A 13,786-nucleotide genomic window follows, 5' to 3' on the forward strand; every position below is an offset into this window, starting at 1 on the left:
AGGACAGGTGTCAGCACCGGCGCCGTCCGGAGACTCAGGTCCCCCGGGTGAGGGGGAGGGCTCAGATCTGAGCGCCGGAGAGGCGCTCGACGGCACGGAGCAGGGCCGAGTGGTCCAGGCCGCCGTCACCCTGGGCGCGCAGCGAGGCGACCAGCTGGGCGACGACAGCGCCGACGGGCAGGGCTGCGCCGACGTTGCGGGCGGCGTCGGTGACGATGCCCATGTCCTTGTGGTGCAGGTCGATCCGGAAACCGGGCTTGAAGTCGCGGTTCAGGAAGTTGTCCTTCTTGCGGGTCAGGACCGTGGAGCCGGCCAGACCGCCGTTGAGGACGTCCAGGGCGGCCTGCAGGTTCACGCCGGACTTCTCGAGGAAGACGACGGCCTCGGCGCACGCCTGGATGTTCACCGCGACGATGAGCTGGTTGGCGGCCTTCACCGTCTGGCCGGAGCCGTGCGGACCGCACAGGACGATGACCTTGCCGAGGGCCTCGAGGATCGGCAGGGCCTCGTCGAAGTCGGCCTGCTCGCCACCCACCATGATCGACAGGACGGCCTCGATGGCGCCGGCCTCGCCACCGGACACCGGGGCGTCGATGACGCGGATGCCCTTGGCGGCGGCGTTCTTCGCCAGGTCGACCGAGGTCTGCGGGGTGATCGACGACATGTCGATGATCAGCGCGCCGGACTTCGCGTTCTCCAGGATGCCGTTCTCACCGTAGGAGATGGCCTCGACCTGCGGGGAGGCGGGCACCATCGTGATGATGACGTCGGCCTCCTTGACGGCCTCGGCGATCGAGCCGGCCGCGGAGCCGCCGGCGGCGGCCAGACGCTCCAGCTTGTCCTGCTCCAGGGTGAAGCCGGTGACCGAGTAGCCGGCCTTCAGGAGGTTCTCGGCCATGGGCGAGCCCATGATTCCGAGACCGATCCACGCGATCTTGGGGAGGTTGCTCATGATGAGGGTCCTTCTCTTAATGCTTCGTACGAAAAGCGCGGGGGGTGCCTGGCTGATCGCCTGGACTTTGTCCGCCTACTTCGCGGCGCGGGCCTCGGCCGGCAGCCATGCGAAGGAAGCGGCAGCGTCGGCGGCCTTGTACTCCAGGCCTACGTAGCCCTCGTATCCGGCCTTCTTCAGCTGGTCGAGCAGCTCCTCGAGGGGCAGCTCGCCGGTGCCGGGGGCACCTCGTCCGGGCTTGTCCGCGATCTGGACGTGCCCGGTCTTGGCGGCGTACTTTTCGATGACCTCGCCGAGGTCCTCATCGTTCATCGCCAGGTGGTACAGGTCGAGCAGGAACTTGGCGTTCCCGAGGCCGGTGGCCTCGTTCACCTTGTCCACTACCTCGATGCCGGCCGGGGCGCTCACCAGCGGGTAGAGCGGCGACTCGGGCTTGTTGAGGGTCTCGATCAGGAGGATCGCGCCGACGCGGTCCGCGGCGCGGGCCGCCACGACCAGGTTCTCCAGCGCGAGCTCGTCCTGAACGGCCGGGTCCACGCCGTCGACGCGGTTGCCGTAGAGGGCGTTCAGCGCCTTGCAGCCGACCGAGGCCGCGAAGTCCGCGGCCACGTTGATGTTGGCGTTGAAGCGCTCCGACTCCGCACCGGGAACCGAGACCGCGCCGCGGTCCGGGCCCGGCAGCTGGCCGGCGTAGAAGTTCAGGCCCACCAGCTGGGTGCCGGCGTCCTCAAGAGCCTTCTTGAGGGCGTCCAGCTCCTCCTGTGCGGGGGTGGGGGTCTCGATCCAGGGCCACCACAGCTCGACCGCCGTGAAGCCCGCCGCGGCGGCAGCCGCGGGGCGCTCCAGGAGCGGGAGTTCCGTGAAGAGGATCGACAGGTTTACATCGAAGCGCTGGTCCGTGTATCCCATGAGGGGTGTGCGCTCCTTCCGTATTGCGGAAGTTATTTTCTGTCTGATGGAAGATTGCATGGGCCTCCGCGCGGATGTCAAGTGCGGACTCCCGAAAAATCCCCCTGCCGGTCGCCCGGCCGCCGCCCCTCGTGGGGGCGCTCTGCCGTGGGGGCGCTGTCGCGCCGCCCCTTCCTGCCCGGGTAGCTTGACGGCGTGCGATTGAGAGTGGAGTTCACGACCGAGCCCTTCGATCTGGAAGAGGCTCCTGCCCACGCCGTGGCGGCCCGCGAGGTCATCCAGAAGGCCCAGCTGGACGCGGTGGACGTCGGCCCGTTCGGCAACACCGCCGAGGGTGAGGCCGACCGGGTGCTGGCCGCGGTGGGCGAGCTGCTGCGCGACTCCCTGGAGGCCGGCGCAACGCGCGTCTCGCTCCAGGTCAACGTGATCGGGGAGGACGTCTCATGACCGAGCCCCGCGACCACCCCTTCGTCACCGCGGTCAAGCCGCTCGTGGACGCCATGGGCGGCGAGCTGATGGACCCGTCCCTGGCGCAGCCCGACGACGTCGTGCTCGCCTGGGAGGGCCGGGACCTGCTGGCCGTGCGCCTGCCGCAGCTCTCGGACTCGCTGGATCACATCCTGGCGGCCCTGGAGCGCCGGTACGGCGTACCGTTGGCGCAGCTCGACCGGAAGTCCAAGCAGGACGTCGTACGGATACTGGAGGCGCGGGGCGCCTTCTCCGTGCGGCACGGCGTGGAAACGGTCGCGGGCGCGCTGGGCGTGAGCCGCTTCACCGTCTACAACTACCTGAACAGGGACTCGGCCACCCCGAAGGGCGCCGACAAGGGCGCCGACAAGGGCGCCGACAAGGGCGCCGACAAGGGCGCCGACAAGGGCGCCGACAAGGGCGCCGGCAAGAGCGTCGGCGAGGGCGTCGGCGAGCCGGCCGGCGGCGCGGTCGACGCCGCCGACGGCGAGGCCACCGGCAAGGGCGGCAGGGGTGGTCGGACCACCCGGGAGTGAACGAACTCTGACTCAGTGTGACGAGCCGCCGCCCAATTCACCCGGGCGGCGGCTTTTGTGTACGGGAAGTTTCAACAAAGTGTTGACGCCGTGTTGTGGAGGGCGTTAGCTATGCGCAGCCCGTCAAAGCAACAACAGGCCACGGAGGCCTACCGTGACTTCGAGTCCGACCCCGGGTCTCACCCGGTTCAACACCTTGGACGACAGCGCGGCCACGGCCGAGCTGCACGAGGTGTGCGCCAGTTCGGCGTGGGGGAGCAAGATGCTCGCCCAGCGCCCCTTCACCACCGCCGATTCCCTGTTCGCCGCGAACGAAGCCGCCATGGCGGAGCTCACCGCGGAGGACCTGGGTGAAGCGATGGGAGGCCACGCGCCGATCGGCCGGCCGAAGCCGGGAGACCCGACCTCCGCCCGCGAGCAGCGTGGCATGGCCGGTGCCTCGGAGGAGCTCAAGACCGAGCTCCTCGAACTGAACCTGGCCTACCAGGACAAGTTCGGCCACGTCTTCCTCATCTGCGCCACCGGTGCGACCGGTGAGTTCATGCGTGACGCGGTCAAGGTCCGGATCGACAACTCGCCGGAGCAGGAGCGGGAGATCGCCCGCGGCGAGCTCGTCAAGATCAACAAGATCCGCCTCACCCGCCTCGTCGAACTCGCAGAAGGAGCGTGACCATGAGCACCGAGACCACCGCGTCGGTGTCCACGCACATCCTGGACACCAGCATCGGCAAGCCCGCCGAGGGCGTCGCCATCTCCCTGTCGGCCCGCACGGGCCTCGACGGTGAGTGGGCGGCCCTGGGCGGCTCCGCCACCGATGCGGACGGGCGCTGCAAGGACCTGCCGGCGCTGCCGGAGGGCACCACTCACGTGCGTCTCGATTTCGAGACCGAGACGTACTTCTCCAAGAAGCAAGCCGAGGCGCAGCAGGACGCCCCCCGCGTAAGGGACAGCGGTGCGTTCTTCCCCGAGGTCACCATCACGTTTGCGGTGAACCCGGGCGAGCATTACCACGTACCGCTGCTGCTCAACCCGTTCGGCTACTCCGTTTACCGAGGGAGCTAGCATGGCCACGATTCTGGGCCAGAACCAGTACGGCAAAGCAGAGAACCGCGTCGTCAAGATCACGCGGGACGGCGACACGCACCACATCAAGGACCTGAACGTCTCGGTCGCCCTCTCCGGCGACATGGACGACGTCCACTACTCCGGCTCGAACGCCAACGTCCTGCCGACGGACACCACCAAGAACACGGTGTACGCGTTCGCCAAGGAGTACGGCATCGAGTCCGCCGAGCAGTTCGGCATCCACCTGGCGCGCTGGTTCGTGAACAGCCAGGAGCCGATCCAGAAGGCGCGCATCCGGATCGAGGAGTACTCCTGGTCCCGGATCGCCACCTCGGACGCCAACTCCAAGTTCATCGGCTCCGACGAGGTGAACCACTCCTTCGTCCGTGAGGGCATGGAGACCCGCGTCACCCAGATCACGTACGACGGCAAGAACTGGGAGGTCATCTCCGGCCTCAAGGACCTCGTCGTCATGAACTCCACGAACTCCGAGTTCTGGGGTTACGTGAAGGACAAGTACACGACGCTGAAGGAGGCCTACGACCGCATCCTGGCCACCCAGGTGTCGGCTCGCTGGCGCTTCAACTGGTCGGACGACGAGCAGCGGATGCCCAACTGGGAGAAGTCCTACGCCGAGACCCGCAAGCACATGCTGCAGGCCTTCGCGGAGACCTACTCCCTGTCGCTCCAGCAGACCCTGTACCAGATGGGTTCGCGCATCATCAACCACCGTTCGGAGATCGACGAGGTCCGCTTCTCGCTCCCGAACAAGCACCACTTCCTCGTCGACCTGGAGCCCTTCGGCCTCAAGAACGACAACGAGGTGTACTTCGCCGCGGACCGTCCCTACGGTCTGATCGAGGCCACTGTGCTCCGGGACGGTGTGGACGCCCGCATCCCCGTGGACATGACCAACCTCTGATCACGGCACGCGCGTCCCGGGGCTCCGCAGTGGCCCCGGGACCGCGCGACACTCTCCAGCTTCCTGAATCGGCACCCGGACGTATCACGCGGGGCGGCAGTACTGTCAGCTGTCAAGGCCCCCGGCTCCGGCACTCAAATTCCCGGGCCTTGCCGTGCCCCCACCGCCACTGAAAGCACGAGGAAGTCCCATGGCAGCATCGGCAGCCCTTGACAGCGCGGTCGAGCGCATCGTCATCGAGAACTGTGCGATCGCGACCGTCGACACGAACGACACCGAGTACGCCTCGGGTCACGTGGTAATCGCCGGCAACAGGATCGAGTTCATCGGCGCGGGCAAGGCCCCCGAGAACCTCGAGAACGTGGTTCGCCGCATCGACGGCACCGGGCACCTCGTGACCCCCGGCCTGGTCAACACGCACCACCACTTCTACCAGTGGATCACGCGTGGTCTGGCCACCGACCACAACCTCTTCAACTGGCTGGTCGCGCTGTACCCGACGTGGGCGCGCATCGACGAGCAGATGACGTACACGGCCGCGCAGGGCTCCCTCGCCGCGATGGCCAAGGGTGGCGTCACCACCGCGATGGACCACCACTACGTCTTCCCCAAGGGCTCCGGCGACCTCTCCGGCTCGATCATCCGCGCCGCCTCCGAGATGGGCGTCCGCTTCACCCTCGCCCGCGGCTCCATGGACCGCAGCGAGAAGGACGGCGGCCTGCCGCCGGACCACGCGGTGGAGACCCTCGAGGGTGCGCTCGCCGACACCGAGGCGACCGTCAAGAAGTTCCACGACGCCTCCTTCGACTCGATGACCCAGGTCGCCGTCGCCCCGTGCTCCCCCTTCTCGGTCTCCACCGAGCTGCTGAAGCAGGGCGCCGAGCTGGCCCGCCGGCTGGGCGTGCGCATGCACACGCACGGCTCCGAGACCGTCGAGGAAGAGCAGTTCTGCAAGGAACTGTTCGGCATGGGCCCGACCGACTACTTCGAGTCGACCGGCTGGCTCGGCGAGGACGTGTGGATGGCGCACAGCGTCCACATGAACGACTCCGACATCGCCGCGTTCGCCCGCACCAAGACCGGTGTCGCGCACTGCCCGTCCTCCAACGCCCGTCTGGCCGCCGGTATCGCCCGCGTCCCGGACATGCTCGCCGCCGGTGTCCCGGTCGGCCTCGGCGTGGACGGCACCGCCTCCAACGAGTCCGGTGAGCTGCACACCGAGCTGCGCAACGCGCTGCTGATCAACCGTCTGAACCCGGTCCACCGCGAGCGAGCCCTGAACGCGCGCCAGGCCCTGCGCCTCGGTACGTACGGCGGCGCGCAGGTCCTCGGCCGCGCCGACAACATCGGTTCGCTGGAGGTCGGCAAGTGCGCCGACCTGGTGCTGTGGAACCTGAACACCTTCCTGCACTCCTCGATCGCCGACCCGGTCACCGCGCTGGTCTTCGGTGCGGCGGCTCCGGTCACCGCGTCGTTCGTCAACGGCAAGCAGATCGTCGAGAACAACCGCCTCCTCTTCGCCGACGAGGACGCCATCGCCGTGTCCACCCGGGAAGAGGCCCAGCGCCTCGCGCGGATCTCCGCGCAGGCCTGATCCCACGGAGTCCGGCCGGGGGGGACGGCCCCCGGCCGGCAGCCGCGGACCCGAGCGGGGTCCGTGGGCAGCCGTTCCCGGGACGCGCCTGAGGAAATCCGAAGGCGCCCCCGGGGGCGGTGACTCGTGACACCTGCCCTACGGCGTGCGCAGCGCGCCATTGCCGCGGCACCTCCAGCCTTCACTCCGGCTCCCCTTCCGGGTCCGGCCGGGGCCCAGGACTGGACCGCAGCGCGGAATCGATGATCGGGCGAATCGTTTCTGCACCCCTTGGGACAAGCATGCGCACCACCCACAACTGCATACAGGCTCGACTCGCACCGCTTTCGCACCACCTCCAAGACACCACGTCCCTGCCGACGTGTTCAACCGAACGGAGGAAGCCGTGGCCCAGGCGCCCAGGTTTCGCAAAGATGCAGTCGCAGTACCGGAGGAGAAGCATCCGGTCGACGAGACCCTGCCTCCCCTGAAAATGTTCACGAGCGGTCTCCAGCACGTGGCCGCCATGTACGCGGGTGTCGTGGCCCCGCCCATGATCGTCGGCCCGGCCGTCGGCCTCTCCGCCACCGAGACCGCCTTCCTGATGGGCGCCTCGCTCTTCACCGCCGGCCTCGCCACGCTCCTCCAGACCCTCGGGTTCTGGAAGATCGGCGCCAAACTCCCCTTCGTCAACGGCGTCTCCTTCGCCGGAGTGACCCCGATGATCGCCATCGGCAAGGGGGAGGGGGCGGGCGCCATCCCCATCATCTTCGGCGCGATCATCGTCGCCGGGGTCGTCGGCTTCTTCGCCGCCCCCTACTTCGGCAAGCTCGTCCGCTTCTTCCCGCCGGTCGTCACGGGCACGGTCATCACCCTCATCGGCGTCTCGCTCCTGCCGGTGGCCTTCAACTGGTCGCAGGGCGGCAACAGCACCGCCACCGACTACGGCTCCATGCGGAACATCGGCATGGCCGCCGCGACCCTGGTCATCGTCCTGCTGATGCGCAAGTTCCTGCGCGGCTTCCTCCAGCAGATATCCATCCTGCTCGGCCTGGTCGCGGGCACGCTCATCGCCCTGCCGCTCGGCATGACCAGCTTCGACGCCGTCAGGAACGCGTCGGTGATCGGCTTCCCGACCCCCTTCCACTTCGGCGCCCCGCAGTTCCAGGTCGCCGCCATCATCTCGATGTGCATCGTCATGCTGGTCTGCATGACCGAGTCCACCGCCGACATCCTGGCGCTGGGCAAGATCGTCGGCCGTCCGGCGGATGCGAAGACCATCGAGGGCGGCCTGCGCGCCGACACCCTCGGCAGCGCGATCAGCCCACTGTTCAACGGGTTCATGTGCAGCGCCTTCGCCCAGAACATCGGGCTGGTCGCCATGACCAAGGTGCGCAGCCGCTTCGTCGTCGCCGCGGGCGGCGGCATCCTCATCCTGCTGGGGCTGTGCCCGATGGCCGCCTCCGTCATCGGAGTCGTCCCGCTGCCGGTCCTCGGCGGTGCCGGCATCGTCCTCTTCGGCTCGGTCGCGGCCAGCGGCATCCAGACCCTGGCCGGGGCGGCCATGGAGAAGGGCGAGAACGCCCTGATCGTCGCCGCCTCCGTGGGCATCGGCCTGATCCCGATCGCCGCGCCGGAGTTCTACCACGCCTTCCCGAAGGACCTGCTGGTCGTACTCGACTCCGGCATCAGCACCGGCTGCGTGGTGGCCATCCTGCTGAACCTGGCCTTCAACCACCTCGGCGCCAGGAAGGGCGCGGCCTCGGGGGCCGCGGCGGACCCGGTACCGGTGCACTGACCCCCGGATCCTGCCCGGGCGAGCACGGCGGCGCGCACGCCACCCACTGCGGGTGTGGCGTGCGCGCCGCCGCGTGCGCTCCCGGGCGGGCAGCGAGGCCGGCAGATCCGGCAGGCACCGGGGGTCAGCAGGTCAGCAGGTCAGCAGGTCGAATGGAAGAGGCCGGCGACCCGCTCGGTGGCGGCCAGCCGGTTGTAGACCTCCACGGCCGCCGTCGTCTGCGCCACGTGCACCTCGACCCCGGCCGCCCGGAGCACCTCCAGCGTCTCGGGAACGACCCCCAGGCGCTTTTCCATGCCCTGGCTGAGCACCACGGCCGTCACCCCGAGACCGAGGAGCTCGCGCACCTCGGGCGGCGCGATGCCGGGATCGTGCCGCGTCCCGTGCTCGGACCAGTCCCAGGCGCGGCCACCGCCCGGGTAGAGCTTGAAGTCCTTGCCGGGCGCGAGCCCTTCGGCCTCGATCCGGCCCCACGAGACGTGCGTGATGCGCGGCGACCGCTCCGCCTGGGGGGCGGGCACCGGGGGAGCCCACAGCATCAAGTTGCTCATCAGCTCGGCCTGTTCGATCGCGTCGTCCAGGGCGTGGTGCGTGTGGCGGCGCCGCGACAGCAGGGCGCGCGGCATCCGGCCCTTCACGGCCGCCCGCAGCGGCACCCGCGCCTTCGTCGCGTAGAGGGTCTTCATGTCGAGGCAGCCGGAGTGGCCGAAGGGGCTGTCGCCGCCGAACCGGATCAAGTACCAGTACAGGAAGGTCCAGTCGAAGGAGGCGGGGTAGCCGCACATCACCGGCTGAGCCCCCGCGGACACCTGCCGTACCCAGGCGCGGAACTCGGCCATGGCCACCGCCGGGTCGGCGCCCTCCCGCACCAGCCGGTCGCGGTCCAGCCCGCTCACGGCCAGCGCCTCGGGCACGAACTCCTCGCTGATGGGCCGCAATTCCCGGTAGAAGGTCTGCTGTTCCGGATCGGCGGCGGTGTACGAGGCGCCGTCCTGCCGGCCCGCGACCGAGGCTCCGAAGCTGATCATCGAATACGGTCCGGGAATGGGTCCGTCGGCCTCGATGTCGACGGATAGGTAGAGGCTGGGACGTGCGCTGCGGGCTGCCATGTGCCCGAGCATGCCAGCACCCCGTGCGCCGATCACCCCGTTTTCCGGGGCGTCGGCCTGCGGAATCGCCGCCCGGCCGCCCCGGAGGGACCATGGGAAGCGGGGTGCCCCGGACCGGAGGAAGAGCCATGTTCGAAAACAGCAGGGCATTCAGCGGATTCGCGGTCGACGACCTGGACAGGGCCGCGGAGTTCTACGGCACGACCCTCGGCCTGAGCGTTTCGCGGGACGAGGGGATGGGCCTGCTGCGCCTGGACCTCGCTGGCGACACCACGGTCATGGTCTACCCGAAGGAGGACTACCGGCCCGCGACCTACACGATCTTGAACTTCCCCGTGGACGACGTGGAACGGGCCGTCGACGAGCTCACCGCCCGCGGTGTCGCGTTCGAGCGCTACGAGGGCTTCGAGGCCGACGCCAAGGGCATCGTGCACGGCGAGGACGGCATGCCCACCATCGCCTGGTTCAAGGACCCGGCGGGCAACATCCTGTCGGTTCTGACGGGCTCCGCCGGCTGACCTGCTGACCCGCTCACCGACCCGCTGACCCGCACGCCCGGTCGCAGGAGCCGGTGACGCGTCACCCCCGGGGCGCCCGCGCGCCGGCGTGCTCGCGTACCGCGATCCTCGCGAGCTTCGTCAGCATCATGCCGTTGCGGATGGCGACGATGTAGTCCACGGGGAGTCCGTGCATCCGGGTGCCGGGTCCCCGCAGGGGGTGCCAGTCGAGGGTGAAGAGGGTGTTCTCGCCCCAGGGGTCCAGGCGCATGGCGATGCGTGCCGCGCCGAAGGGCTCCGCCCGTGCCTCCAGTTCCAGGCGGCGCTCCGGTTCGCACCTGCGGACGACGCACGTGTCGTCGAGGGTGAGGGGGCCGGAGCCGACCCGGACCTTCAGACGGGCCCCCACGTCCGGCCAGTGCGGATCCGCGGCGAGGACCGCTTGGGTTCCCGTGACCCACTCGCCGTAGCGGTGGCCCTCCGACAGCAAGTGCCAGACCTCGGCCGGCGTGCTCAGGATCAGGCGGCGGTTGCGGGCCACGCCGATCACGCTCCTTCACGGATGCGGCGCGCCGCGTCGGGCCCGCGGTCCGTCGCCCTGTCCCTCACTCCCAGACTCGCGGCGAAGGGCCGTTCGCGCAGTCCCACTGACCCGAACGGGCCCCTGGAGGGGGGCTCCACCGGGCGCCGCCCCGCCCGGTGGGCCCGCACACGGGACCTAGGAGGCCGGGGTCAGGAACATGCCCGTCTGGTCCCCGCCCGCGGTGTTCTTGCAGCTGAAGCCGGAGCTCGCGGGCTGGGCGACGACCAGGGCCAGGCAGCGCCCCGCGGCCAGCTGACCGTAGTGGTTCGGGTGCATGGACTCCTGGATCAGCCCCTGCGACTCGTTGTTGTCGATCCAGCGCGCCCACTCGCTCGTCTTCGCCGAGGCCGGCACCGTGGAGCTCACCTGCTTGCTCGCCTTCGCGCACACCTCACGGCCCTGCATCATGTCCCGCAGGTCCAGGAACTGCACGCCCCTGTCCGCCGCGACACCCTTGATCCGGTTCGCGATCTGCGGCACCAGCGAGTCCCGCGCCCAGTCGGAGTCCCGGTTCCAGAAGGGGCATCCGCCCGTGTTGAGCCGGCTCCAGTCGCTCTGCGTGTACCGGTTCTCGGCGCTGCGCGGGATCGGCGACGGGTAGGACTGCAGCACGATCCGGTACGAGGAGTCGGCGTACCCGGCGGCGCGCATCACGGCCCGGATCTCGTCCACGGACTTGCCCACCTTGCCCATGACCGCGTCGATCTTCTGGTCGACGCCGTACTGCTGGTTGTCGTAGCAGTAGGAGTTCCAGATGACGAAGTCGAGCGCGCAGTCCTTGATGATGTCGGCGAAGCCGAGGTCGTTGCCGCCGATGGACAGCGCGATGATCTTGACATTGTGGCTCGCGGCCACCGCGGCGAGCTGATCGGCCTGCGGGGCCTCGCCCTTGAAGGAGACGCCGCCGTTGGAGGCGCGGAACACGTTGTCCGAGACCGCCCCGGAGCAGGCCAGGTTCACGGCGACGTCCGCGATCGCGCCGGCGCTGCGCACCTCGGCCGAGTCGGACCGGTGACAGCCGCCTGCGGTGGCCCCGTAGACCTTGCCGGGGTCGTAGGTGCTGCCGCTGACCCAGCCCCGGTCGGTCCCGTTGCGGCTTCCGCTGTTGGTCAGGCTGTTGCCCTTCCAGCGGCCGCCCTCGCCGGAGATGTAGCTGTCGCCCATGGACACCACGGCGGTGGGACCGGTCCCGGGGCTGGCGGCCGAGGTCCCGGCTCCGCCGGCCAGCAGCGCGCTGACGGTGAGCGGCACGACCAATCCGGCCCCGGCCAGCCGTCGCACCCGACTGCGGTCCCGGTCCTTGCTGACGTTGCGGAATCCGATCACTGCGGAACTCCTGCGTTCGGCCACGCCGAAGTCGGCGACGACTGCGTCGCGTGGCTGGGAAGTGGGGGTACCGCCGGCCGGTGGCATCGGAAAGGTGACACGGGCCCTCTTGTTACCGCTAGGTACAGGCAAGTTACGAACCAGTAACGACCGACCGGTCGTTCGGGATCCCGTTCCTCCTGTTGTGGAACGCAAACGACTCCGCCCCCGGGCCGTGAGGCGACGGGGGCGGAGCCGGCAGGCTTCGACTGCTGTGCGTTCCAGTCGAATCCGGGTACTAGCCGACCAGCTGGTCGTAGGCGGGGAGGGTGAGGAAGTCCGCGTAGTCCGCGTCCAGGGAGACCTGCAGGAGAAGGTCGTGGGCCTGGTTCCACTTGCCGGACGCGAAGGCCTCCTCGCCGACCTCGGCGCGGATGGCGGCCAGTTCCTCGGCCGCGATCTTGCGGGTCAGCTCGGCCGTGGCCGTCTCACCGTTCTCGAACACGACACCCGCATTGATCCACTGCCAGATCTGCGAGCGCGAGATCTCGGCGGTGGCCGCGTCCTCCATCAGGCCGAAGATGCCGACGGCGCCGAGGCCGCGCAGCCACGCCTCGATGTAGCGGATGCCGACCTGGACCGCGTTGCGCAGGCCCTCGTACGTCGGCCGCGCGTCCAGGGAGTCGATCGCGATGAGCTCGCCCGCGGCCACCGAGACGTCCTCGCGCAGGCGGTCCTTCTGGTTCGGCTTCTCGCCGAGCACCGCGTCGAACGAGGCCATCGCGATCGGGACCAGGTCGGGGTGGGCGACCCAGGAGCCGTCGAAGCCGTCGCCCGCCTCGCGGTCCTTGTCGGCCTTGACCTTCTCGAACGCGACCTTGTTGACCTCGGCGTCCTTGCGGGACGGGATGAAGGCCGCCATGCCGCCGATGGCGTGCGCGCCGCGCTTGTGGCAGGTGCGGACCAGCAGTTCGGTGTACGCCCGCATGAACGGGGCGGTCATCGTCACCGCGTTGCGGTCCGGCAGGACGAACTTCTCGCCGCCGTCGCGGAAGTTCTTCACGATGGAGAAGAGGTAGTCCCAGCGGCCCGCGTTCAGGCCCGCCGCGTGGTCGCGCAGCTCGTAGAGGATCTCCTCCATCTCGTACGCGGCGGTGATCGTCTCGATGAGGACGGTCGCGCGGACCGTGCCCTGCGGGATGCCGACGTAGTCCTGGGAGAAGACGAAGATGTCGTTCCAGAGGCGGGCCTCCAGGTGCGACTCCGTCTTCGGCAGGTAGAAGTACGGGCCCTTGCCGAGGTCGATCAGACGCTTGGCGTTATGGAAGAAGTACAGGCCGAAGTCCACGAGCGAGCCGGAGGCGGGGCCGCCCTCGAACCGCAGGTGGCGCTCCTCCAGGTGCCAGCCGCGCGGCCGCATGACGACGGTCGCGAGCTCGGCGGCGGGCTTCAGCGCGTAGGCCTTGCCCGAGCGGGGGTCGGTGAAGTCGATGCGACGCTCGTAGGCGTCGATGAGGTTGAGCTGGCCGAGGACGACGTTCTCCCAGGTGGGAGCGGAGGCGTCCTCGAAGTCGGCGAGCCAGACCTTGGCGCCCGAGTTCAGGGCGTTGATGGTCATCTTGCGGTCCGTCGGACCGGTGATCTCCACACGACGGTCGTTCAGCGCGGCCGGTGCCGGCGCCACCTTCCAGTCGCCCTCGCGGACCTGTGCGGTGTCCGGGAGGAAGTCGAGGGTGGAGGTCCGGGCGATCTCGGCACGGCGCTCACCGCGGCGGGCGAGGAGCTCGGCGCGGCGGGGGGCGAACCGCCGGTGGAGCTCGGCCACGAAGGCGAGGGCCGCTTCGGCGAGGACTTCGTCCTGCCGGGGCAGGGGCTCGGCGTCGACGATGGCCAGCGGGGACGGCGCTGGTGCGGACATATCTGTCACTCCTTCAGCGGCGGTGCCTGGCGGCCGCGGGGGAATGCTCGCGCGAGACGGCACGCAGTGCCGTCGGGTGTGGAGAGTTCCGGGATACGGTCGCGGGCGCCGTCTGTGGGTTCAGGGCGCTTCTGACCAGTGGATAGTAATT

13 protein-coding genes and 1 pseudogene are annotated in these 13,786 nt (G+C 69.3%); 8 read left to right on the top strand and 6 right to left on the bottom strand.

All coding sequences use genetic code 11. The features are described 5' to 3' along the window. Positions 1-61: 61 nt before the first annotated feature. Together OG444_RS30175 and OG444_RS30180 are read right to left on the bottom strand one after the other, a co-directional pair. The gene (locus tag OG444_RS30175; RefSeq protein WP_327265153.1) at positions 62-952 is read right to left on the bottom strand and encodes a 2-hydroxy-3-oxopropionate reductase; all 891 of its coding nucleotides are present in this window, start codon (positions 950-952) and stop codon (positions 62-64) included. A 75-nt stretch (positions 953-1,027) separates the two neighbouring features. After that, a complete protein-coding gene (locus OG444_RS30180; RefSeq protein WP_327265154.1) occupies positions 1,028-1,861 on the bottom strand; it encodes a TIM barrel protein in 834 nt (277 codons plus the stop codon). Between the two features lie 195 nt (positions 1,862-2,056). Here OG444_RS30180 and OG444_RS30185 point away from each other — a divergent pair, with 195 nt between their 5' ends. The 7 genes and pseudogenes from OG444_RS30185 to OG444_RS30215 all read left to right on the top strand — a co-directional run bounded on the left by OG444_RS30185 (position 2,057) and on the right by OG444_RS30215 (position 8,223). Continuing rightward, positions 2,057-2,308, top strand: a complete 252-nt coding sequence (locus OG444_RS30185; protein ID WP_327265155.1) for a thiamine-binding protein — start codon at positions 2,057-2,059, stop codon at positions 2,306-2,308. Then, positions 2,305-2,664 (top strand): annotated as a pseudogene (locus tag OG444_RS30190) (helix-turn-helix domain-containing protein); the annotation flags it as partial. The gene OG444_RS30185 and the pseudogene OG444_RS30190, both read left to right, overlap by 4 nt. 355 nt (positions 2,665-3,019) lie before the next feature. Next, a complete protein-coding gene (gene uraD, locus OG444_RS30195) occupies positions 3,020-3,535 on the top strand; it encodes a 2-oxo-4-hydroxy-4-carboxy-5-ureidoimidazoline decarboxylase (RefSeq protein ID WP_327265156.1) in 516 nt (171 codons plus the stop codon). Between the two features lie 2 nt (positions 3,536-3,537). Further along, the gene (gene uraH, locus OG444_RS30200) at positions 3,538-3,927 is read left to right on the top strand and encodes a hydroxyisourate hydrolase (protein ID WP_030715205.1); all 390 of its coding nucleotides are present in this window, start codon (positions 3,538-3,540) and stop codon (positions 3,925-3,927) included. 1 nt (position 3,928) lies between these two features. Then, positions 3,929-4,852 (top strand): factor-independent urate hydroxylase, encoded by a 924-nt coding sequence (pucL, locus tag OG444_RS30205; protein ID WP_031149253.1) that lies wholly within the window; start codon positions 3,929-3,931, stop codon positions 4,850-4,852. Positions 4,853-5,042: 190 nt separating this feature from the next. Beyond that, a complete protein-coding gene (locus OG444_RS30210) occupies positions 5,043-6,446 on the top strand; it encodes an 8-oxoguanine deaminase (RefSeq protein WP_327265157.1) in 1,404 nt (467 codons plus the stop codon). A gap of 385 nt (positions 6,447-6,831) precedes the next feature. Then, positions 6,832-8,223, top strand: a complete 1,392-nt coding sequence (locus OG444_RS30215) for a nucleobase:cation symporter-2 family protein (RefSeq protein WP_327266976.1) — start codon at positions 6,832-6,834, stop codon at positions 8,221-8,223. 140 nt (positions 8,224-8,363) lie between these two features. Here the strand turns inward: OG444_RS30215 and OG444_RS30220 are convergent, their stop codons facing one another. Continuing rightward, positions 8,364-9,332 carry an MTH938/NDUFAF3 family protein gene (locus OG444_RS30220; RefSeq protein WP_327265158.1) on the bottom strand — a complete coding sequence of 323 codons (969 nt, stop codon included), beginning with the start codon at positions 9,330-9,332 and terminating at the stop codon, positions 8,364-8,366. 128 nt (positions 9,333-9,460) lie between these two features. Here OG444_RS30220 and OG444_RS30225 point away from each other — a divergent pair, with 128 nt between their 5' ends. Then, on the top strand, positions 9,461-9,850 hold the full coding sequence (locus OG444_RS30225; protein WP_327265159.1) for a VOC family protein: 390 nt from the start codon (positions 9,461-9,463) through the stop codon (positions 9,848-9,850). Positions 9,851-9,911: 61 nt separating this feature from the next. Here OG444_RS30225 and OG444_RS30230 read toward each other — a convergent pair whose 3' ends face one another. From OG444_RS30230 to aceB, 3 genes are all read right to left on the bottom strand, one after another. Continuing rightward, entirely contained in the window at positions 9,912-10,370 is a 459-nt protein-coding gene (locus tag OG444_RS30230) for an SRPBCC family protein (protein WP_327265160.1), read from the bottom strand. Between the two features lie 177 nt (positions 10,371-10,547). Beyond that, positions 10,548-11,738 (bottom strand): GDSL-type esterase/lipase family protein, encoded by a 1,191-nt coding sequence (locus tag OG444_RS30235; RefSeq protein WP_405791144.1) that lies wholly within the window; start codon positions 11,736-11,738, stop codon positions 10,548-10,550. 277 nt (positions 11,739-12,015) lie between these two features. Beyond that, entirely contained in the window at positions 12,016-13,635 is a 1,620-nt protein-coding gene (gene aceB / locus OG444_RS30240; RefSeq protein ID WP_327265162.1) for a malate synthase A, read from the bottom strand. Positions 13,636-13,786: the final 151 nt, after the last annotated feature.

It is taken from the genome of Streptomyces sp. NBC_01232, from assembly GCF_035989885.1.
In the GTDB taxonomy this organism is placed as follows: domain Bacteria; phylum Actinomycetota; class Actinomycetes; order Streptomycetales; family Streptomycetaceae; genus Streptomyces.